This is a genomic window from Micromonospora sp. NBC_01412, from assembly GCF_045040215.1.
Taxonomy (GTDB): domain Bacteria; phylum Actinomycetota; class Actinomycetes; order Mycobacteriales; family Micromonosporaceae; genus Micromonospora; species Micromonospora rubida.
Map to the genome: position 1 here is coordinate 7,310,142 of NZ_CP109528.1, position 20,409 is coordinate 7,330,550.

Here is a 20,409-nt window from a genome sequence, read left to right on the forward strand (position 1 = left end):
CGCATCGGCACTGCCGAGCAGGCACCGCCGAACTGGCCGGGTTCACCGTCAGCGCCGTGCTTGCGTCACCGCGAGTGAAGGATGAGCATGCCCCCAACCGAATCGCGCCGTGGTGTCGGCGGCTGGGCCGAGACCCTGCTGGCCGGCTTCGCCCACTCCGTGCGTCGTCATCCCGACCGGACAGCCGTCATCGCGGACGGGCGAGTGCTCACGTACGCCGAGCTGGACCAGGCCGCCGAGGCGGTGGCCGCGCAACTTCAGGCCCGGGCCGTCGACCCTGGAGCCCACGTCGGCGTCTTCCTGCCCCGTACCGCCGACCTGGTCCTGGCGGCGATCGCGGTGATCAAGGCGGGCTGCTCGTACATTCCGCTCGATCCGGCGAACCCCCGGGCCCGGCTGGAACGCATCCTCGCCGTGGCCGAGCCCTCCCTGGTCATCACGACGAGCGACCTGGTGGGCAACCTGCCGCCGGACATCGCGGTGATCCGGCTGGACCACGACCGGCCAGGGGACCTGCGCTACTCACCGCCGTCGGTGGACTCCTCCGCCTGCGCGTACATGATCTTCACTTCGGGCACGACCGGCCAGCCCAAGGGCGTACGGATATCCCACGGCAACGTCCTCCACCTGTTCGACTCGACGGACTCCCTCTTCGCGTTCGACGCTCACGACGTGTGGTCGATGTTCCACTCCTTCGCGTTCGACTTCGCTGTCTGGGAGATGTGGGGGGCGCTGCTCTACGGCGGTTCCGTGGTCGTCGTACCGGAGCCCGCCGTCCAGGACCCGGCCGCGTTCCGGCGGCTGCTGCGGGACCGGGGAGTGACGGTGCTCAGCCAGACGCCGACCGCCTTCAACCAGTTGGTCGCCGAGGAGCAACGGCACGACGACAGGTTGTCGGTGCGTCGGGTCGTGTTCGGCGGCGAGGCGCTGCGCTTCTCCGGCCTGGCGCCGTGGGTCGCCAAGTACGGCGACGAGGCGGTCGAGCTGATCAACATGTACGGCATCACCGAGACGACCGTCCACGCCTCCTACCGCCGGGTCCGCGAGACCGACCTGCACCAGGGGGCGAGCCTCATCGGGGTACCGCTGCCCAACTCCTCGTTCCTGCTGGCCGACGACCAGCTCCGTCCGGTGCCACCAGGCGAGGTGGGCGAGATCGTCGTCATCGGTCCGGGTGTCGGACTCGGGTACCACGCGCAGCCCGAGCTGACCCGGCAACGGTTCGTCGAGCTGACCGACGCCGACGGGCGGGCAACCCGCGGCTACCGTTCAGGTGACCTCGCCCGGCTCCGCCCGGACGGCGACATCGAGTACCTGGGCCGGGCCGACGACCAGGTCAAGATCCGCGGGTTCCGGATCGAGCTCGGCGAGGTCGAGGCGGCGCTGGTCCGGCATCCGGCGGTACGCGCCGGCGCGGTGGCCGTCCGTACCCTGCCGACCGGGGACGAGGGCCTGGTCGGATACGTCGTGCCCAACGACGGGACCGCGCCGGACCAGCGCCGGCTCCGCGACGATCTCTCGCTGGTCCTGCCCGGCTACATGGTGCCGGCGGCATTCGTACTGCTGGACGCGCTGCCCCACACCGGCAACGGAAAGCTCGACCGGGCGGCCCTGCCGGAGCCGACCCTCGCCGCCGCCACCGGTCGCGCGCCACGGTCGTTGGTGGAGGAACTGCTCTGTCAGCTCTTTGCCCAGGTGCTCGGCCGTCCCGTGGTGGACCCGGACGACAACTTCTTCGTACTGGGGGGACACTCGCTCACCGCTGTCCGCCTGGTCACGCGGATCAGAGCGGTCCTCGGGCTGAAGGTGAGCATCCAGGAGCTGTTCGAGTCGCCCACCGTCGCCGCGATCACCGCGAAGATCACCGCCGCGACCGGTCGTCCGCCACTGACCCGACGTACCGACGGCGACGTGGTGCCCCTGTCGCACGCGCAGCGACATCTCTGGTTCCGCCATCGGACGCCCGGCACCTCCCCAGCCGATCACGGGGCGTACGTTCTCCACCTGAGCGGTCGGGTCGACGTGGCGGCGCTCGACGCCGCGCTCACCGATGTCGTACGCCGGCACGCCGTACTCCGTACCCTGTTCCCGCAGCACCAGGGGGCGCCTGTCGCGCGGATCGTCGACGCCACCTCGGTCCAGCCGCCCCTGGTCGTCGAACACGTGAGCGCGGAGAAGCTGGCCGACTCCGTCACGACCGTCGCCCAGGAGCCCTTCGACCTCCAGCGGGACCCCGCCGTACGGGCCAGGCTGTTCCTCGTGGACGAGGACCGCTCGGCGCTCGTGCTCGTCCTGCACCACATCGCCGCCGACGAGTGGTCATGGCATCCGCTGCTGCGCGACCTGACCGAGGCGTACGGTGCCCGGCTCGCCGGCCGCGCGCCGCACTGGCAGCCGTTGCCCGTGGAGTACGCCGACCACGTCCTGTGGCAGCGGGATCTGCTGGGCGACGCCGACAACCCGGGCAGCGTCGCGGCGCGGCAGTTGACCTTCTGGAAGGGATACCTGGACGGCATACCGCACGCACTGGAGCTGCCGTTCGACCGGGCCCGGCCGGCCGACTCTCGGTCACCCGTCGACCTGGTCCCGGTCGACATCGACGCCGACCTGCATGTCCGGCTCGCCGGACTGGCCGGGGCCAGCGGCACGACCGTCAGCATGGTGCTCAAGGCAGCGGTGGCCGCACTGCTGACCCGGTTCGGGGCGGGCACCGATCTGCCGTTCGCGGTCACGGTGCCCGGTCGGGCCGAGGCCGACCTGGAACGGCTCGTCGGACGCTTCGTCAACACGCTGGTCACTCGGGTCGACACCGCCGGGGACCCGACCTTCGCGGAACTGCTGGTCCGGGTACGGACCACGGACCTGGCCGCATACCAGCACCAGGATCTGCCCTTCGAACGGCTGGTCGAGCAGCTCGACCCGGTGCACCCGCCCGGCCGGCACCCGATGGCCCAGGTCAGGACGGGAACCCAGCCCACGATCCCAGCCGGCGTCGCCCTACCCGGGCTCGGCGTGGAGGCGGAGCCGATCGGCAACCACACCGCGGCGTTCGATCTGTCGTACCGGTTCGCGGAACGGCGCGACGCGGACGGCCAACCGCAGGGGGTGCCCGGCTCCGTGGAGTACCGCGTCGACCTGTTCCACCGGGAAACCGTCGAACGCCTCGTGGGCGGCCTGGGACGCCTACTCGAACAGGTGACCTCCCACCCCGCCGCCCGGCTGAGTCAGCTCGACGTGCCCGACGCCTAACCGCGCCAGCTGACCCACCCGAACAGCCAACTGGCCGGGCCCCGACCACGGGGGGCCCGGCCAGCGGCGCGTCCACGACCGCCTCGGACCGTCAGCGGCGGGGCCGGCGGGAGAGCCCGGTCGGGGCCAGCAGGGCCGAGGCGGCGAACCGCAGCAGGGGCAGGTAGATCCGCACGGAGTCGGTGAACGACCCGAAGTGCGACGAGGCGTTGTCGGCCACGTACCTGGTGGCGATCGTGGTCTGCTCGATGGGCTTGCCGGCCCGGACGGCATACAGCAGGACGTTCATCTCGTACTCGAATCGCTCGCCGGGGACCGTGAGCAACCAGTCGAGCAGGCCGTGCGGGTACGCCCGCAGCCCGGTCTGGGTGTCCCGCACGGGGCGTCCGGTCGCGGCGCGGAACAGCAGCCGGGTGAGGCCGTTGCCGGCCCTGCTGCGCACCGGCACCTCGCCGTCGAACCGCCGTACGCCCAGCACCATCACGCCGGTCTCCTCGACGCGCCCGGCCACGCGCAGGACGTCGGCGACGCCGTGCTGGCCGTCGGCGTCGGCGCACACCACGTCGTGGCCCGGACACGCGCGCGCGACGTGCCGGAACCCCGTCCTCAGGGCCACGCCCTTGCCCCGGTTCGTCCCGTGCCGCAGAACGGTGCAGCCGAGGTCACGCGCCGCGTCGAGGACCCGGGCGGACGCCGGTCCGCTGCCGTCGTCCACCACGACGACGTGGACGTCGGGAGCGGCGTCGCGCAGCTCGGCGACGAACTCGGGCAGGCGGGGACCCGGCTCGTACACCGGGGCGAGGACGATCACCGCCGCCCGCCCACGCCACGCCCGGGTACGCCCGCGGCGGCGCCGCACCCGGCTCGTCCGCCCGAAGGACCGTCCATCCTGTCCACGTGACCTCCTCGACCTCGCCGCGACCGTCGTCCTCATCGAGGTCGATCCGGTGGCTCGGGAGCCTGTACCCCGTCAGCGGCCGTCCGTCACATGCTCCGCCGCAGCGGTCTCGCCGGCCCGGCGGCCGGACCGGGGCCGGGGCCGGCCGTGCCCGCGCCGGAAGAACCCGGACCGGGGTGTGGCGGGACCACGGCGCGGTCTCCGCCCGTCCCGTCCCGGCGGCGGCGCGCCAGCCGGTCGACGCCGCGCATCGACGCCACCAGCCGGCGTTCCCGGCGTAACAGGCCCGCCGCGTCGCGGGCCCCGAGGAACCACAGCCGGGACGCGATCCGGGCGGCCGGCTCGCGCCACCACCTCGGCAGCGCCTCCCCGCCGGAGGCGTGGACGTCGAGCAGCGCCCCGCCGCGCAGCCCGAGGGCCCGGCGGGCCAGATACCTGATCCGGGGCAGGTGCCAGGTGTGCGAGACGATGCCCAGCGGCTGCCCCGGGCCGAAGGCATGGCCGTCGAGCAGCCCGTCCTCGACGGTGCGCAGGAGGTTCTCCAGCGTGCTGCGCGACCGCGTCTCGGCGCGCAGCTCCGCGTGCCGGTCGAGGCCGGCGGCGAGTGCCCGGCGCAGCATCAGGTCGCCCTCCCGCCACCCCTGCGGCGGGCGCTGCGCCCCCTCGGCGGCCTCCGCCCAGCCTCCGCTGAACACGATCCGGGGCGTCCGGCCCTGCCCGACGGCGCGGGCGAAGGACGCCTCGTTCGCGGCGACGTAGTCCACCGCGGCCTGCACGCGGGCGATGCTGGCCGGGGTCAGCGCCCAGGTGTCCCCGGCACGCAGCACGCCGCGGCCGAAGACCACGAGCACGGTGGCGGTCGGCGACGTGTGCCCTCCCCTCGGCGGCTTCTTCGGCAAGCGTAACCATCTGCGCCGACGAAGCGGGGCGGCCCGGCGATCGACGGTCCTCCGCGGAGGGTCGATCGCCGGGCCGCCCCGGTGGCGGGCCGGGCGGCCCACCGGTTAGCCGGTCAGAGGCCGGCGGCGTGCGCGGCGGCGGTGCCGCCGACCACGGGCAGGACGACCTTGCTGCTCTTCAGCGCGACCCGCAGGTTCGCGGCGGTGGTGTCCGCCTGGCTGGAGTACTGCGGGTAGCTGGCCACGATGATCACGCCGATCCGGTGGCCGGGCTTGAAGACGTAGTCCTCCGGCAGCAGCGGGAAGCTGAAGTTGTACGACTCCCCCTGCACCAGCGGCACGGCGACGCGGATCGACTGCCGGTTCTGGGCGTCCATGACGCCCTTGGTCACCAGCTCGTAGTCGGCCGTGGCCACCCGCTTCGTCGTCTGCTTGTAGCAGCCGTCGTCCGTCGGGCTGCTCTCGCCCCAGCAGTCCTCCGTGGTCAGGGTGATGATTCCCTCGCCGGAGGCCCGGTGCGCGACCCGCTCGTCGGTGCCGTAGTCGACCAGGATCGCCCCGAGGTTGGTGTCGGTCTGGTCGGCGGAGGCCCGCAGCTGCACGGTCGGGGTGCCGGAGATGTGCAGCGGCGCGGTGAGCGGCTCGGAGAGGAAGGCCAGCCGGTTGGGCTGCACCACGTCCGGGTTGAGGATCATGGTGTTCTGGCTCTGCGTGCGGCTGTCCTGGAACGCCCCGGTCGCCGGCTTCGCGGTCGGCACCAGCCCGAGACCGCCCGCGCCGGTGGTGCCGGGCTGGAGGAACACCTCGGTGTCGGCCTTGCCGGGGATCGGCCAGTCGGCGTGGGTCTCCCACACGTCGGCGGACCGCTCCAGGTCCACCCGCGGCTCGTCCATGATGCCGTTGGCGACGCCCTGGAGCCAGAAGTCGAACCACCGGTGCAGCGTCGACACCCACACCGCGCGGCGCGAGTCGAACGGGTCGACGTGACCCTCCTGGGACAGCCACAGCTTGCGCGGCACGTTGTTCTCCGCCAGGGCGTACCAGAACTTGCTGAAGTGGTCCGGCCGGACGTTGTCGTCGTTGAGGCCGTGGTAGAGCAGCACGCTGGCGGTGACGTTGGGGACCTTCTTGACGTAGCTGCGCTCGTTCCAGAAGGCGGTGTAGTCGCCGTGCTCGTCGCCGTCGACGGCGGCCATCGCGTCGCGCACCGGCTTGCAGTACTCCCGGCGCTCCGGGTTGGTGACCGTGTTGGCCAGCGACGCCACGTAGCTGTTGCCCCGGGTGACGACGCCGTTGCTGCGCACGTAGTCGTAGTACTCGGTCGGGCCGCTGATGGGCACGACCGTGGTCAGGCCCTTCACGCCGGTCACCGCCGTGGACATGGCCAGCGAGCCGTCGTACGACTTGCCGATCATCCCCGTCCTGCCGTTGTGCCAGTCCGCCTTGACGATCTCACCGGCGGCGTTGCGGGCGGTGGCCCGGCCGTTGAGCCAGTTGATGGCCTGCTTGGCGCTCAGGTTGTCCTGGTTGGCGTTGGTGGTCGGGCAGCCGGTGGAGTTGTTGGTGCCGACCATGTCCAGCAGGATGACCGCGTAGCCGCGCGGCACGAAGTAGTTGTCGTAGAACAGCGGCCACTTGTCCAGCAGCCCGTCGCCGTCGAGGTCGGCCTTGCACTCGGACTCGTTGCCCCGGCAGACCGTCGAGTAGTAGGGGCTGGCGTCCATCACCACGGGCGCCTTGAGGCCGTTCGCGGTGGCCGCCGGCCGCATCAGGTCGAACGCGATGATGTCGCGCAGGCCGTCGTTGTCGCTGTCGAAGGTGGAGTCGATGAAGAGGCGTTCCCGGATGGCGTCGGCGTAGCCGAACACCGGCTGGGTGACGCCGTCCTGGACGACGATCGACGGCGGGCCGTCCGCCGCCAGCGCCTGCGGCGCCGCGCCGAGGGCGGCGAGCACCGCCGCAGACAGTACGGCCACGCCTGTGCGCAAGCGCGTTCCCACTGTAGCCATGCAGTCTCCTTGAGGTCCGAGGCTGCGTACGCTACGAGCCGGCGACCGGCGCCACCACCTGCACGTGTAGGAACTTCGCCGGGCGTGGTCCGACGGGTGGGCCCCTCGCCGGGGGAGGCGGTCAGTCCCGGTAGCCCCACTGCCGCAGCGGCTCGGCCAGGGCCCGCTCGACGGCCGCGAGCTGTTCGGGGCCCAGCTCGTCGTGGTACGCCACCCGGCGTCCGGCGGGGAACTCGTACCGCCCGAAGCCCCGCTCGAACGCCGGCGTCCAGTCCAGCCCGAGGAAGTCGAGCATCCGGGCCACCTCGGCGCGGGGGTCGGCGAGCAGGTCCTCGTAGCGGACGTCCAGCCACTGCCCGGGCGGGTGCGCGGCCCGGGCGTCGACGAACGCCGCCATCAGCATCTTCCAGCCGAGCGCGGCGAGCACCGGGAAGGACCGGGCGGACTCCTCCCACTCCCGGCGCAGGTCGTCCGGCAGCGGCCCGAGGTACCAGTTGTCGGGGCCACGCCAGCCGTCCCACCAGCCCATCTGGAGCCAGGAGTTGGTGACGGCCCGGCCGTCGCGGACCACGTTGACCACCCGCAGCTCGGGGTAGGCCGCCCGGAGGAACCCGGTGCGCGGCCAGCCGGTGACGTGGTGCACCAGCAGCGGGCAGCGCTGCCGGCCGATCCGGGCGTCGAAGAAGGCGCGCAGCCGCCGCGCCACGTGCGGGGTGAGGTCGTCGGCGGTCAGGTCCCGGCACGGGCGGGAGAAGCCGGCCAGCACGTGCCGGTCCAGCAGCTGGTACGCCTCCGACGGGGCGACCCGCAGCCGGCCGCGTTCCAGCAGCCGGCGGCTGTGCCGCAGCGACGTCATGCCGGTCGGGCGGGGCGCCGACCGCCGGTACAGCGGCCCGTTGAACCGGCCGGTGAGGTTGAGCCGGGACAGCTTGTCGTCGACGCCGGAGACGAACCCCACGCCGGGATGCCGGGACAGCAACTCCTGCACGAGGGTCGAACCGCACCGACCGGTGCCCACCACCACAGCCAACATCCCTCAGTCCTCCTCGTGCCGGGGTGCCACCGGGCCGCCCCGGCGCCACGGGTAGCCGAAGCGGCGCAGCCCCGGCGCGGTCAGCGCGGTCACCACGGCGTACGACCACCGGGACAGCCCGCGCCGCCACTCGACGTCGGCGGCGATCGGCACCGGGCCGGTTCGGTGCCGCGACGGGTTGCCGGCCACCGAGTGGGTGGGCGCCAGCCGCACCGTCGCGGGACCGGTGAACGGGCCGGCGTCGGCTGCGGCGGACGGGCCGGCGTGGGCCCTGGCGGACGGGCCGGCGTCGGTCCCGGTGGACGGGCCGGCGTCGGCGAACGCGGCGATCCGGCCCAGCGTCGCCTCCGGGTCGGCCGTCAGGTCCTCGTACCGCACCCGCAGGTAGCGGCCCGGGTCGCCGGCCCACAGCCGGGCCGTCAGCGTGTTCCAGACCAGCCACAGCAGGGCCGCCTTCCACACCGGAGGCCGGCTCATCAGCCGCTGGTCGGCCTCGCCGTCGAGGCCCCGGCGGCGCCGCCAGGAGAAGGCCGTGGCCCTCGGGTCGCGGACCAGGTGCAGCACCCGCAGCTCGACGCCGGGCAGCGCGCCGACCAGGGCCCCGTACGGCGGCAGCTTCGACGAGTCGACCACCACCCGCGCCCCGGCGTGCCGGGCCACGGCGGCGTACAGGCCGGCCAGCGCCGCGTCGTCGGGGTGGGCTGGCACCGCACGCCGGCCGCGCCGGTGGCGGCGCAGCAGCGCGGGCACCCCGCGCAGGCGCAGCCGACCGCGCAGCCGGGCGGCGATCCCGCCGGCCCGGTCGACCGGCACGTCCCGGCGCACCGCGCGCCACACCGGACAGTCCCGGAACGGCAGGCCGCAGCCGCAGGGCCGGTTCTCCACCTCACCGCGCTGCCACAGGTAGCGCAGCTCGCCGGCCGCGAAGAACCCGGCGTACTGGCCGAGGACGGTGGTGACCAGGGTGCTGCCGCTGCGCCCGCTGCCGGCCAGGTAGAGCACCCGCACCGGGCGGGTCACGCCGGCTCCCGCAGCGCCCGCGCTGCCGTCGCGTAGACCTCGCCCAGCCGGGCCAGGTGCGCCTGCGGCGAGAAGTCCCGCTCCACCCGGGCCCGCCCGGCCAGGCCCATCCGGTGCGCCCGCGCCGGGTCGGCGAGGACGCCGCCCAGCGCGGCGGCCAGCGCGGCGGGATCGTCAGCGGCGACCACCTCGCCGTCCACGCCGGGGGTGACCAGCTCAGGCAGCCCGCCCAGGTCGGTGGCGACCACGGGCACGCCGCAGGCGAACGCCTCCAGCACGGCCATCGGCTGGTTCTCGTTCCACCGCGACGGCACGGCCGCCACCGCCGCGGACCGGACCAGCGCGTGCAGCCGGGCCTTGTCCAGCCGCCCGTGGAACCGGACCCGGCCGGGCGCCCGCCGCCGCGCCAGCTCGGCCAGCCCGGCGCGGGCCGGCCCGTCGCCGGCCACGTCGAGCGACACCTCGGGCGGCAGCAGGGCGAGCGCCTCGACCAGCACGTCGACGCCCTTCTCGGCAGACAGCCGGCCGGCGAAGACCACCGGCCCGCCCGGGGCCGGCTTCACGGGCGTAGCGGCGACGTCGACGAAGTGCGGCACCACGTGCATCCGGTCCGGGAAGACACCGGCCCGGCGCATCACCCCCGCCAGGAACCGGCTGGGACTGACGAACGCCTGCACCGGCCCGTACGCCTGGGTGGAGCGGTGCAGCCAGGACTCCACGGCCAGCAGGCCGCTGGCCGGCAGCGAGCCGTCCTTGCACCGGCGCCGGGCGGCCCGCAGCGGGCCGCCGGTGACGCAGGCGTCACACACCGCGCCCCGGTCCAGCATCTGGTAGCTGGGACAGGCCAGCTTGTAGTCGTGCAGCGTCATCACGCAGGGCACCCGCGCGGCCCGCGCCGCGGCCAGCACCGACGGCGAGAGCTGGTGGTAGATGTTGTGCAGGTGGACCACGTCGGGCCGGAAGTCGTCGATCACCCGGGCCAGGCCGCGCCGGCTGGCCGGGGACCAGATCATCCGGGCCGCCGCCGTCGCGCGCGGGCCGATCCCCGAGGGTGCCGGGTCGAGCTCCACCAGCGGCGGGAAGTGCCGCGAGTACGGCAGCGGGGCGTCGTTGTCGGGGTGCGCCATGCCGAAGTACGCGACCTCGTCGCCCGCGCCCCGCTGCAGTGTGGCGACGTCGAGGAGGTAGCCCTCGGCGCCGCCGCGGCGGTAGAGGAACTTGTTGACGTGGAGGACACGCATCGGCCTGCTCCAGGGGTGGCCTGCTGAGTGGCCGCTCAGGGGTAAGGAAGGACGGGCACCGGGCAGCAGCGGTGACCAGGGGGCCCACGGTATGCAAACCGGGCGGATGAGTCCAGATCATGATCCCCAACTGACCACACGGCCCATGAGGCGCTGGCCGCACGGCCACGTGGCCAGCCACGATGATCTGCCGGTAGCGTGTCCCCCGCCCAGACCGTCAGGCCCGAGGAGGACACCCGGTGGCCCAGCAGGACGAACCCTCGGCGTGGGCGTACACCGCCCGGCGGGTGGTGCGGCACCTGCGCTGGGCGCGCACCGAGGGGGTGCGGCGGCTCGTCGAGGAGGACCGGCTCGACCCGGTCCAGCGGGCCGGCACCGCGCTGGCGAAGTGGCGCTGGCGACGGGCCCACCCGCAGCCGCCCGGCCGGGCGGTGCCGGTGTACCTGGTCGGCCTGCAACGCTCCGGCACCAACATGCTGGCCCGAGGGCTGGACGTTGCGCCGTCGTTCGAGGTACGCAACGAGAACGACCGGCGGGTGTTCCACCGCTTCCGGCTGCGCTCCGACGCGGTGCTCGCCGACGTCGTGCGGCGCAGCCGGCACCGGCACGTGCTGGTCAAGCCGCTGTGCGACACGCACCGGGTGGACGAGCTGCTCGGCCTGGCCGGCCTGCGGCCCGGCCGGGCGCTGTGGGCGTACCGGGACGTCGACGACCGGGCCCGCTCCGAGGTGGCGAAGTTCGGCGACGCCAACCTGCGGGCGCTGCGGGCGATCGCCGACGGCACGATCGGCGACCGGTGGCAGGGGCAACGCCTGGACGGGCCGGCCCGCGAGCTGATCGCCGGCTTCGACTACGACCGGATGACCCCGCACACCGCCGCCGCCCTGTTCTGGTACGTGCGCAACTCGCTGTTCTTCACCCTCGGCCTGGCCGACCGCGACGACACGCTGCTCTGCTCGTACGACGCGCTGGTGGCCGCCCCGGCCGCGTACACGCGGCGGCTGTGCGCGTTCCTCGACCTGCCGTACGACCCGGCGCTGCACGGCCACATCGGACCGCGCGCCCCCCGTCAGCCCCGGCTGGAACTCGACGGCCGGGTGCGCGCGCTGTGCTCCGAGCTGGCCGGGCGGCTGGACGCACGGGCCGGCCTGGACCCGGCGGTGGGCCGTGGCTGACCCGGACGCCCCGCCGGTCCCGCCGGCCGCCGAGCAGCCGGCGCCCTCGGTCGCCCCCTTGGCCGGCACCTCGACGCCGCCGGCCGCCGACGCGCGCCGGCCCGACCCGGAGGCGGCAGAGGCAGCAGAGGCAGCAGAGGCGGCGGCCGGGCCCCGGGGGCCGATCTTCCTGGTCGGCTGCCAGCGGTCCGGGACGACGATGCTGCGCCTGGTGCTCGACTCGCACTCCCGGGTGTCCTGCGGCCCGGAGACCCGCTTCCTGGCCGACATGCAGCGCATCGTCGGCCGGGACTGGGAACGGCTGGCCCGCTTCGGGTTCCCCCGGGAGTACTGGCTGGGCCGCATCGCCGACTTCTTCGGCGGCATCCACGCCGACTACGCCCGGTCCCGCGGCAAGACCCGCTGGGCGGACAAGACGCCCTTGTACGCGCTGTCGATCGGCTTCCTCGCCGAGGTCTTCCCGGACGCGCAGTTCGTGCACGTCATCCGGGACGGCCGGGACGTGGTCGTCTCCCACCGCAAGCGGTTCGGCTACTGGTCGGCGGTCAAGTGCGTGGTCAAGTGGCCCCGCTACATCCGCGTCGCCCGCGCGGCGGGCAGCCGGCTGCCCGCCGGCCGGTACCACGAACTGCGCTACGAGGACACCGTCGGCGACCCGGAGAAGGCCATGCGGACGCTGTTCGAGTTCCTCGGCGAACCCTGGGAGGCCGGAGTGCTCGACTACAGCGGCAAGCAGCACGACGTGGCGGGCAAGTACACCGCCGAGGCGGACCACCGGCGGGCCGCCGCACGCACCGACGCCGCCATCTACGGCTCGCGGGTCGGCACGTACCGGCGGGAGCTGGACCCGTTCCTGCGGGTGCTGGTCCGCGTCTTCTCCGGCGCGACGCTGCGCGAGCTGGGATACCGGTGACGCGCCGCCCCGCACGGCGGGTCCCGCTGCTGGCCGGCGCGCTGGCGCTCGCCCTGGCCGCCGGGGCGGCCTGCTCGGACGGCCCCGCCTCCCCCACGCCCCGGCCGACCCCGTCGACGTCGGCGACCGGGCCGTCGGCCGGGCCGGCGCCGTCGGCGGCCCCCGGGGTGCGGACCCCGTTCGGCGCGCACTGGGACTGGTCGCGCCACGAGTCGTTCGTCCCGTACCTGAAGCAGCTCTCCGGCTCGGCGACGTACCACGAGCTGAGCTGGTGCGACATCGAGAAGACCCAGGGCATCCCGGACTTCTCGGCGGTGGACCGGATCGCCCGCGAGAGCCAGGGCCTCGGCATCACCCTGCACCTGAAGATCCGCACCGGGGTCTGCTGGGCCACCGGCGGCACCGCCCGGCACACCCGGGGGCAGGCGAACAAGACCGAGTCGGCGATGCCCCGGGACCTGGCCGCCTACCAGGGCTTCGTCCGGGACGTGGTGCGCCGCTACGCGCCCTACGGGGTGCGGGAGTACGCGATCGAGAACGAGGTCAACGCGCCGCAGTACTGGGCCGGCAGCCCGGCGGACTACCGCAGGCTGGTCACCTCCGCCACGGAGGCGGTCCGGTCGGCCGACCCGAAGGCGAGGGTGGTCGACTCCGGGATCAGCAGCGTGGCGTACGGGATAGGCGTCGCCGACCGGCTGGTGCGGGCCGGACGGCCGGACGAGGCGGTCGCCGCGTACCGGGCGTACTTCCCGCGCCGGGTCGGCACCCGGGGCCGGCAGATCCCGGCCGTGGACGGGCCGGAGCAGCTGCGGACCGCCCTGGCCACCGAGCAGAACACCCGGAACCTGGCCTTCCTCGCGGTCACCGAGGAACTGCTCGACGAGCGGATCGTCGACGTGCGGCAGTTGCACTTCTACGAACACTTCGCCGGGGTGCCGGCGCTGCTGGACTACCTGCGGGAGCAGACCCCGGCCGGGGTGCCGGTCCAGGCGTGGGAGGTCGGCCAGTTCTGGCGCGACAGCGACGGCGACGCGGCCAGCCGGGCCGACGAGATGGTCAAGGCGGTCGTCCAGCTCGTGGCCGGCGGCGTCGAGCAGGTGCTCTGGCTGCCGCTGGCGTACAACCCGGACAACCGGCAGGGCAGCGAGGTGCGCTACGGCCTGCTCGACCCGGACGGCACCGTGCGGCCGGCCGGGGTGAAGCTGGCCGGGCTGGCGCTCGCGGCCGAGGACGCGACGGCCGAGCCGGTGACCGCGAAAGGGCTGGCCGGGGTGGCGTTCCGGCGCGGCGAGCAGACCACGCTGGTGGTCTGGTCGGCCTCGGGCGGGAGCGTGTCGTTGCCGGCCGGGCCGGGCCTGGACAGCGGCCCGGTCGGCGCCGAGCCGCGACGGGCGGCCGGGCCGGTCACCATCGGGGCGGAGCCGGTGCTGATCCGGTCCACCGGCGACCCCGCCGCGATCCTCGCCCCCGCCCGCTGACAGCCCTTGCCCGCTCCGCTGACCAGCCCCCGCCGGCCGGCCCGTCCCACCCCGGGGCGGCGGGCCGGCGTCACCAGGTGCGCGGCCAGCCGAGCAGGTCGGCGAGGCGGGCGTTGTGCGGGGCGAACTGGGCCGTCAGGTTGGCCCTCAGCTCGTCGGTGAGCTGGGAGGGGCCCCGCTCGGCCCGCCGGGTGTGCCGGGCGAAGGCGTCCGGCGTGAACGGCGCCAGCCCGAGGAACCGCAGGATGCCGGCGTACGTCGCCGCCGGGTCGGCGTACAGGTCCTCGCTGCGCACCACGTGCAGCCGTTCCCGGGGCACGTGGGCGAACCAGCGGTCGAGCTGCTCGGCGTAGCGGCCCCGGGCGGCGTACGAGTGGTTGCGCAGGGCCCGGTGGGCCGCCGGGGTGTCCGGCCCCCGGCGCAGCGCCGCCGCCAGTCGTGCCGGCTCGGCGGCGAGCGCGTCGGCGAAGGCCAGCGGCTCGCCGCCGAGCGAGCGGGTGTGCAGGTAGTGCGAGTAGGCCCGCTCGACGGGGTCGCGCAGCAGCGCCACGAACCGGGCCTCGGGCAGCAGCGCGGCCACCCGCGCCGGCACGGCGGGGTGGAACAGGTAGTAGGGGCTGGCCTCGAAGCTCTGCCGGCCGGGGGCGGCCGGCGGGAAGTGGGCCCGGTACCAGCGCTGCCCGCGCCCGGCGTGCAGGCTGAAGAACTGCAGCTCCTTGCCGGTGGCAGCCCGCACGTCGGGATGCCCGGCGAGGTAGTGGTGCAGCGACGTGGTGCCGCAGCGCTGCCCGCCGATGACGAGGAAGTCGGGCAGCGCGCCGACCGGGCCGGGCCGGGCCGCACGGGCCCAGGCCCGCGTGCCGCGTACCGCCCGGCGCAGCCGGTCCACCGCGGCCCGGCGGGGCCCGGCGCTCACCGGGCCACCACGGTGCCGGCGGCGGTCGGTGCGCCGCCGTCAGCTGGTGCGCCGCCGTCGGTTTGTGCGCCGCCGTCGTCTCGTGCGCCGGGCGGGGGCGGGGTGGGGGCGCCGCGACCGCGCCGGCGCACCAGGGCCCGCAGCACCATGAGGTCCTCCCGGCCGAGCCCCAACGCCAGCACGACCCCCAGGTAGACCGCCACGATCGCCGGCAGGCCGACACCGAGCCGCCACGGCCAGCCCGGCACCAGCCAACGCACCAGCAGCCCGGCGAGCAGCGCCGCCGCGCCGGCGGAGATCCCCTTGACCATGCCCACGGTGAACGGCAGTGCGCCCACCAGCGCGCGGACCTGGAGCACCCGCGCGACGTTGACCACGATCAGCGACACGCTCCACGCCAGCGCCGCGCCGACGATGCCGTACGCCGGGATGAGCCAGAGGTTGAGCAGCATGTTGAGCACCAGGGCGGCCAGGTTGTCGGCCATGTTGACCGCCACCCGGCCGGACATGTTCAGCACCGTGCCGCACGGGCCGGTCGCCGCGTTGACGAGCTGCCCCAGGGCCAGGACCACGGTCACCGCCGCACCGGCGGCGACCTCTCCGCCGAAGACCCGCAGCAGGTCGCCGGGGAGGACCAGCAACGCGACGAAGGCGGGCATGGACAGCCGGACCACCCAGCCCGTGGCCACCGCGTACACCCGGCGGACGTCGGCCAGCTCCCCCCGGTGGTGCAGGTGCGCGATGTACGGACCGAACGCGGCGTTGATCGGCGCGAGCACGAAGATCGCGACGGTGACCAGCCGGGTGGCCACGTTGTAGACGCCGATCTCCGGGTTGGCGAAGAAGCCGAGCAGCAGGGTGTCGACCCAGATCAGCCCGGTCGAGGACAACGAGGACACCCAGCTCACGGTGGAGAAGCCGAAGAGCTGCCGGGGGCGGTACACCGGGCGGGCCGGCGGCACCCGGCGGACCAGCCGGACCAGCGCGACCAGGGCGAGCAACGCGGCGGACCAGCCGGCGCCGACCAGCGCCCAGTACGCCCCGGTCAGGCCCGCGCCGGTGGCCAGGGCGAGCCCGGTCAGCAGCAGCCGGGTGCCCGGCTCGTAGAGCTGGCCGATGAAGGTGAACGGGCGCTGGGTCCGCCAGCCCCGGGTCGCCGCGAGGGCGGCCTCGCAGATCGTCGAGGCGGGCAGGGTCAGCGCCACCAGCCGCAGGCCGGTGACCAGCCCGGGATCGTGCAGCCGGGCGGCGAGCCACGGGGCGGCGAGCGCCAGCGCGGCGGCGAGGACGACCGACGAGGCGGCGGAGATGGCCAGCCCCAGCCGGACCGTGCCGCGCAGCGCGGGCGCGTCGGAGTCCGCCAGGTGGACCGCCACGAACCGGGTCAGCCCGGCCCGGAAGCCGGACAGCGAGAGCAGCCCGGCCAGGGACAGCACGGCGTAGCACTGGGCGTACCGGCCGACCTCGCGGATGCCCAGCACCCGGGCCAGCAGCAGCATGATCAGGAAGACCGCGGCCTGGCTGAGCAGGGCACCGAGCAGGTTGAGGCCGCCGCCCCGGGCCATCCCCCGGACGTGCCGGTCGCCCTGCGGCTCCGCCTCGCCGCGCGGGGCGGGACCGGGCTGTGGGGCGGGACCGGGCTGTGGGGCGGGACCGGGCTGTGGGGCGGGACCGGGCTGTGGGGCGGGACCGGGCTGTGGGGCGGACGTCGCCGGCCGCCGGCCGCCCCGTGGGGAGGCCGGCTCCCTGTGCCGGTCCGGTTCGGCCGCCACGCCGCCCGCCTACCGGTGCCGCGGCTCGGGTTCGGGGCTGACGTCCCACGGCGCGGGCACGGCGGCCCGCCCGTTCGCGTCCGCCCGCCCGTTCACCGCGCCGGCCCGCCCGTTCGCGTCAGCCGGCCCGACCGCGTCCGCCCGCCCGTTCACCGCGGCCGGTCCCGTCCCCGCGGCCCGTTGCGCCGTCGTGGCCCGGCCGGCCGCGGCCGCGCGGCTGCGGGTGACCTGCTCCAGGGCTGCCACCAGCAGCACGGCCAGCAGCAGGCCGGCACCGGCCACCGGCAGCACGAGACCGGCCAGCGCCCGACCCCGGGAGACCGGCTGGACCTCGCCGAGGCTGGTGACCTGGGCGGGGTCGGCGGCCTGGGCCTGGGCCCGGGCCTGCTGGAGGCCCTGCCGGGCGGAGGACAACGCGGTGCTGGCACCGTCCCGCTGCGCGAGCAGCGCCTGGTAGTCGGGCAGCTTCGGGCCGAGCCCGTCCAGCCGCTTCTGCCCGGCGGCGATCGCCCCGGCGGCGGCGTCGGCGCCCCGGCCGTTGCCGACGGCCTGCATCTGCAACTGCTGCTGCCGCATGCTGGCGATCTCCTGCAGGGTCGCCTGGTAGAGCTTGTCCGGCTGGCTGACCTTGTTCGTCTTCTCCCAGTCGTTGATCGCCCGGGTGGCGGCGGTCAGCTCGTCGGTGGCCGCCCCCACCTCGCCGGTGGCGATGTTGACCTGGCTGGTGAACAGGAAGGACAGGGCGCGCTTCCCGGTCGCCGTGAGCACCGGGACCACCGTGGACCGGCGGGTCGCCGTGTAGGCCAGGGTGAGCTGGCTGCTCGCCCCGACCTGCTCGACCGTCAGCCCGTCGCGCAGGTCCCCCGCCGCGACGCCGGTGTCGGCCGACACCTGGTCGACCACCTGCGGGGAGGTCACGGCAGCGGCGAAGGCCGCCGCGAACTGGTTGGCCGCCTGCGTGCCGGTGTACTGCTGGGCCGCGCTGCCGCCGACCAGGGCCGGCGCCGCGACGTACGAGGTGGCCGTGTAGCGCTGGGGGCCGAGCAGGACGACCAGCGCGGCCACCGCCGTGGCGACCACCGGGACTCCGACCAGGACCCAGAGCCGACGCCGCGCGACCCGCAGATAGTCGACGATCTCCACCCTTGCGCTCCCCACTGTCCGGTAGCTCATCCGATGCCCCGCCTGACCGCCGTCGGCGCGGCGGGTGCCACGACCCGGTCCGTGCCCGCGGGCACGCCCCGGGCGATCGCGTTGGCCGCGGCGGCGAACGCCGCGAAGTACCACAGCGTGACCACGTTCGAGATCACGTTGGAGGCCGCGCTGACCGCGACGAAGGCGACCGCGCAGCCGAGGAAACCGACCGCGATCCCCCGGCCCAGCGTGCCCGGCGGGGCCCGACGCAGCGCCGCCCACCCGGCGTGCAGGCAGAGGACCATCATCGCCAGGTAGGCGAGCAGGCCGAGCAGACCGGTCTCGACGTACGCGCGCAGGAAGTCGTTGTGCGGCTTCTTCGCCTCGTCGGCCTCGAACTTGGTCATGTTGGGCCCGATGCCGGTCACCGGGTTGCGGTTGGCCAGGGAGACGATCTCCGACCAGTAGTCGACCCGCCAGGCGAGGGTGTTGCCGGTCGGGCCACCGCCGACGGCGGTGCTGTCGGCGAGCTGCCCGAAGCGCTGCGCGACCGTCGGCAACAGGGCCGCACCGGCCACCGCGACCAGGCACAGCGCCACCAGCAGGCGCCGGCTGCGATGCAGCAGCGCGACCACGACCAGGCCCAGGGCCGCGCCGAGGATGGCACTGCGGGTGTTGGTGAGCAGCAGGAACACCAGCGACGCCGCGAGCAGCACGCCGAGGGCGACCCGCAGCCGGCGGGCCAGGTACCGGTGGACGCCGAACCCGAAGATCACCATGAACATCAGGTACCGGCCGAACGTGGTCGACTGGCTGAACGGCCCGCTGATCCGGGTGAAGTCGCCCTTGACCTCGGCCGGCGGGTCCCCGAGCAGGGCCAGCACGGCGGTGTAGCCGAGCGCCAGCGCCAGGGAGGCGTACGCCGCGAGCAGGAACCGCCGGATCGCCGGCAGGTCCGGCATCAACTGCTCCAGGACGACGAACATCACCACCACGGTGCCGATGCGCAGCGCCTCCAGTGCGCTGGGCACGGGCTGCGCGGCGCCCAGCGCGCTGACCAGCGAGGTCGCGCCGACCAGCAGCAGCGCCACGCCGAGCAGGGAGCCGCGCAGCCGGCCCCTCTCGCGTAGTTGCGCGGCCAGCCACAGACCGGCGGCGAGCAGGAACAACACGGCCAGGATCGTCGACGGGTCCAGCGCCCGGGTGGCCGCGCCTGCGTCGGCGCGGCCGGCGGTCGGGCCGCTGAGCTTGAACAGGTCGACGCAGGAGCGCACGGCGAGCATCAGCAGCACGTACGCCGCGAAGCGGGTCAGCGCGAGCACCCCGACCGCCAGCCCGACGACCACCGCGAGGGGCAGCACCACGCCCACCCGGTCTCCATGGGTCATCGCCAGGCCGGCGACGACCGCCACCACGGCGCACAGCAGCGCGGCGCCACCGGTCAACAGGCGCCCGGTCGGGTCGCCGGCCGGCCGACGCCGGGCCCCGTCGGGCGGGCCGGCGTCACGCACCGTGCCGTGTCGCTGTCCGTCCACTCGCTCGCCGACCACTCGTTTCCAGGGGTGTCATTGCCGGTCACAGCCGAGGGACCGGGAGAACGGCCTAATCTAACGGTGCCAGCCACCCCGGGAACATGGGCCGTTGCGTCAGCCGCGACGGCGTAACGTCCGGCCCCCGGCGGCGACACGGCCCATGATCCCCTCACGGGGAGTGGCGGCCTCGTGATCCACCGGGTGGGCGTGTGTCGGCGACCGACGACACGCGCCCACGCCGCCCGGCGGATCGACCGTCGGACCCGATCTTCGTCCACGTGTGCTGGGCCGACGTCCCCGCCCGCCATTGGGGTGCCCCGGCCCGTCGCCGGATCGGGGCGACGAGGATTGACGGGACACCCTGGAACCCTCTATAAACCTGGGAAAGCTGGTCACGTACGTCGATGAGTTCGGCGTCCGCCCGGCGCCCCGACCCCGCGAGCCACGCGGTCGGCACCCCTGTGGCGGCACCCGGCTCCCTGTCCGTCCACGACGGGTCGACCGGGGCGACCCAACCCGACACCGAAGGCGGCAACGTGCGATACACCGACGGCCCGAGCGTGGCATGTGACCTCTACGTCGAGGCGGCCCCGCCGCGGGTCTGGGAGCTCGTGACCGACATCCACCTGCCGGCTCGGCTGAGTCCCGAGCTGCAGCGGGTGGAGTGGATGGACGGCGCGGACAGCCCGAAGCTGGGGGCGAGCTTCGTCGGCTACAACCGCCACGAGCAGATCGGCGAGTGGCGCACCGTCTGCCGGGTGGTGGAGCTGGAGGAGCAGCGCCGGTTCGGGTGGATCGTCCTGGACGTGGACGGCAGATTCGCCGGGCCCGATGGCGACCACTCCGAGCCGGCTGCCACCTGGTGCTTCGAGATCGAGCCCGAGACGACCGGCACCCGGTTGCGGCAGACGGCCCGGATCGGCCCCGGTCGTTCCGGGATCAACCTGTTCATCGACATGGTGCCCGAGAGCGAGGAGGACCTGGTGGCCTTCCGGCTCGGCCAGCTACGGACCAATATGGACGCGGGGCTGCAGAACATCAAGGGGCTCGCGGAGGGCGACCGCCGATTGCTCTGATTGCTCTGGCCACGGACGAAGGAGCCCCGACGGGAGCGCAGGTGGCCGACTCCCACCAGCCGAC

The 20,409-nt window shown here is 74.6% G+C and carries 15 protein-coding genes; 5 read left to right on the plus strand and 10 right to left on the minus strand.

What is annotated here, in order from left to right; translation table 11 throughout:
• Positions 1-87: 87 nt before the first annotated feature.
• Positions 88-3,249: an amino acid adenylation domain-containing protein gene (locus OG617_RS31850; RefSeq protein WP_405096580.1), complete on the plus strand. Its 3,162-nt coding sequence runs from the start codon at positions 88-90 to the stop codon at positions 3,247-3,249.
• Positions 3,250-3,340: 91 nt separating this feature from the next.
• Here OG617_RS31850 and OG617_RS31855 read toward each other — a convergent pair whose 3' ends face one another.
• The 6 genes from OG617_RS31855 to OG617_RS31880 form a co-directional block, all read right to left on the minus strand.
• On the minus strand, positions 3,341-4,108 hold the full coding sequence (locus OG617_RS31855; protein ID WP_405096581.1) for a glycosyltransferase family 2 protein: 768 nt from the start codon (positions 4,106-4,108) through the stop codon (positions 3,341-3,343).
• Positions 4,109-4,233: 125 nt separating this feature from the next.
• The gene (locus OG617_RS31860) at positions 4,234-5,046 is read right to left on the minus strand and encodes a YdcF family protein (protein ID WP_405096582.1); all 813 of its coding nucleotides are present in this window, start codon (positions 5,044-5,046) and stop codon (positions 4,234-4,236) included.
• 113 nt (positions 5,047-5,159) lie between these two features.
• A complete protein-coding gene (locus tag OG617_RS31865) occupies positions 5,160-7,022 on the minus strand; it encodes a CocE/NonD family hydrolase (RefSeq protein ID WP_405096583.1) in 1,863 nt (620 codons plus the stop codon).
• 154 nt (positions 7,023-7,176) lie between these two features.
• Positions 7,177-8,088, minus strand: a complete 912-nt coding sequence (locus OG617_RS31870; protein ID WP_405096584.1) for a sulfotransferase family protein — start codon at positions 8,086-8,088, stop codon at positions 7,177-7,179.
• A gap of 3 nt (positions 8,089-8,091) precedes the next feature.
• Positions 8,092-9,108, minus strand: a complete 1,017-nt coding sequence (locus tag OG617_RS31875) for a sulfotransferase family protein (protein ID WP_405096585.1) — start codon at positions 9,106-9,108, stop codon at positions 8,092-8,094.
• Positions 9,105-10,349 carry a glycosyltransferase gene (locus tag OG617_RS31880; RefSeq protein WP_396680830.1) on the minus strand — a complete coding sequence of 415 codons (1,245 nt, stop codon included), beginning with the start codon at positions 10,347-10,349 and terminating at the stop codon, positions 9,105-9,107. Before OG617_RS31880 ends, OG617_RS31875 begins: the two co-directional genes overlap by 4 nt.
• A gap of 239 nt (positions 10,350-10,588) precedes the next feature.
• Here OG617_RS31880 and OG617_RS31885 point away from each other — a divergent pair, with 239 nt between their 5' ends.
• From OG617_RS31885 to OG617_RS31895, 3 genes are read left to right on the plus strand one after another with little or no spacing between them, the layout of a single operon-like run.
• Entirely contained in the window at positions 10,589-11,524 is a 936-nt protein-coding gene (locus tag OG617_RS31885) for a hypothetical protein (RefSeq protein ID WP_405096586.1), read from the plus strand.
• Positions 11,517-12,437 (plus strand): sulfotransferase family protein, encoded by a 921-nt coding sequence (locus OG617_RS31890; RefSeq protein ID WP_405096587.1) that lies wholly within the window; start codon positions 11,517-11,519, stop codon positions 12,435-12,437. Before OG617_RS31885 ends, OG617_RS31890 begins: the two co-directional genes overlap by 8 nt.
• Positions 12,434-13,915: a hypothetical protein gene (locus tag OG617_RS31895; protein WP_405096588.1), complete on the plus strand. Its 1,482-nt coding sequence runs from the start codon at positions 12,434-12,436 to the stop codon at positions 13,913-13,915. Before OG617_RS31890 ends, OG617_RS31895 begins: the two co-directional genes overlap by 4 nt.
• A gap of 70 nt (positions 13,916-13,985) precedes the next feature.
• On the opposite strand, the gene OG617_RS31900 is transcribed toward OG617_RS31895, so the two are convergent.
• The 4 genes from OG617_RS31900 to OG617_RS31915 form a co-directional block, all read right to left on the minus strand.
• Positions 13,986-14,831, minus strand: a complete 846-nt coding sequence (locus OG617_RS31900) for a sulfotransferase family protein (RefSeq protein ID WP_405096589.1) — start codon at positions 14,829-14,831, stop codon at positions 13,986-13,988.
• Positions 14,828-16,396: an oligosaccharide flippase family protein gene (locus OG617_RS31905; protein ID WP_405096590.1), complete on the minus strand. Its 1,569-nt coding sequence runs from the start codon at positions 16,394-16,396 to the stop codon at positions 14,828-14,830. Before OG617_RS31905 ends, OG617_RS31900 begins: the two co-directional genes overlap by 4 nt.
• A 216-nt stretch (positions 16,397-16,612) precedes the next feature.
• Complete coding sequence (locus OG617_RS31910; protein WP_405096591.1) at positions 16,613-17,746, minus strand: Wzz/FepE/Etk N-terminal domain-containing protein; 1,134 nt, start codon at positions 17,744-17,746, stop codon at positions 16,613-16,615.
• Between the two features lie 26 nt (positions 17,747-17,772).
• Positions 17,773-19,272, minus strand: a complete 1,500-nt coding sequence (locus OG617_RS31915; RefSeq protein WP_405096592.1) for an O-antigen ligase family protein — start codon at positions 19,270-19,272, stop codon at positions 17,773-17,775.
• 401 nt (positions 19,273-19,673) lie between these two features.
• On the opposite strand from OG617_RS31915, the gene OG617_RS31920 reads away from it, so the two are divergent.
• Positions 19,674-20,345: an SRPBCC family protein gene (locus OG617_RS31920; protein WP_405096593.1), complete on the plus strand. Its 672-nt coding sequence runs from the start codon at positions 19,674-19,676 to the stop codon at positions 20,343-20,345.
• Positions 20,346-20,409 lie beyond the last annotated feature (64 nt).

Excerpts from the sequence above, each read along its gene's own strand:
- OG617_RS31905 (WP_405096590.1), bottom strand. The coding sequence starts at position 16,396 with ATGGCCCGGGGCGGCGGCCTCAACCTGCTCGGTGCCCTGCTCAGCCAG.
- OG617_RS31870 (WP_405096584.1), bottom strand. The coding sequence starts at position 8,088 with ATGTTGGCTGTGGTGGTGGGCACCGGTCGGTGCGGTTCGACCCTCGTG.
- OG617_RS31850 (WP_405096580.1), top strand. The coding sequence starts at position 88 with ATGCCCCCAACCGAATCGCGCCGTGGTGTCGGCGGCTGGGCCGAGACC.
- OG617_RS31920 (WP_405096593.1), top strand. The coding sequence starts at position 19,674 with ATGAGTTCGGCGTCCGCCCGGCGCCCCGACCCCGCGAGCCACGCGGTC.
- OG617_RS31880 (WP_396680830.1), bottom strand. The coding sequence starts at position 10,349 with ATGCGTGTCCTCCACGTCAACAAGTTCCTCTACCGCCGCGGCGGCGCC.